1 protein-coding gene is annotated in these 1,241 nt (G+C 67.0%); it reads right to left on the bottom strand.

All coding sequences use genetic code 11. The features are described 5' to 3' along the window. Positions 1-213 precede the first annotated feature (213 nt). The coding region (locus AC1DYI_RS36115; protein WP_477208898.1) for a PLP-dependent transferase at positions 214-1,241 on the bottom strand (1,028 nt) is incomplete at its 5' end.

Raw genomic sequence — 1,241 nt, forward strand, 5'->3', positions numbered from 1 at the left:
GCACAGCGCAATCCATCGCCCAACTTGAATGGCCAAAAGTGTTGTCATCATTTGCGACAGGCGTCGCATGGCAGTCCAGACGGCTGGTCTGGCTGGCCTGGCGGGGGCCTCGACGGCCTTCTCGCACCAGGGCCGAAACCCAGCAACAAGTCAACAGCCGATTGCAGCGCAGCCTCGCGGCTGAGTCAATGCAAGGGGTCGACGATCGCCGCGTCAAACCTCACGGCGAAGTCGATCGAGACCCGTTTGCAGGTCTGCGATCAGGTCATCGGTCGCTTCCAGTCCAATGCATAGGCGAACGATCACACCTTCGTACCCACCGCCCAGTTGGCGCATACGCGGCGACTGGTAGGGCACCGCCAGGCTGACCGGGCCACCCCAGCTCCAGCCGATCCTGAACAGCTCGAGGCCGTCGACAAAGGCATCCACCCGCTGCGGCGAAATGGCCGGATCGAACTCCAGCGTCAGCAGGCCTGCCGCCGCGCGGCTGATCGCGGCCCAGTGCTCGTGGCCTGGCGAACCGGGAAGCGCCGGGTGCAATACGCGGCGAACCGTTGGCGCCTGGGTCGTCGCCCATTCGGCAATGCGCCGGGCCGAGGCGTCTTGCGCGGCATAGCGCAGCGGCAGCGTCGGCAAGGCACGCAACACCGCTTCGGCGTCGTTCGCGCCCACTCCCAGGCCGAGCCGGCTGTGGGTCATCGCCAGGCGCTCGTACAGCGCGTCGTCACGACAGGCGATCGAGCCCATCAGCATGTCACCGCCACCCGAGGGGTACTTGGTCAGCGCGTGGATGGTGACGTCGACGCCGAAATCGAAGGCGCAGAAGGCGAGCCCTGCGCTCCAGGTGCTGTCGAAGGCGATGGTGGCTTGCGGCGCCGTTTCGCGCACGATGCGCACCAGCGCCGGCAGGTCCGGAAACTCGAGCGTCACCGAACCCGGCGCTTCGAGCCAGACCAGCTTCACGTCCGGCGTCAGCGCAGCGCGCAGCGTCTCGGGCTGCATCGCGTCGTAAAGCCGATGCGCAATGCCCCAGCCGGCCAGTTCGTGGCGCGCGAGTTCCTTGCTGGGGTTGTAGACGTTGTCGGGCAGCAGCACCGTGTCGCCGCTGCGCAGCACCGTCATGTTGACCACGCCCAGCGCCGACAGGCCACTGGGCGCAAGCATCACGTGCTTGGCACCTTCCAGCGTTGCAAGCCGCGCTTCCAGCGTGAAGGTGGTCGGCGTGCCGTGCAGGCCGTAGG

The sequence above is a fragment of the Ideonella sp. P3_A4 genome, assembly GCF_056403075.1.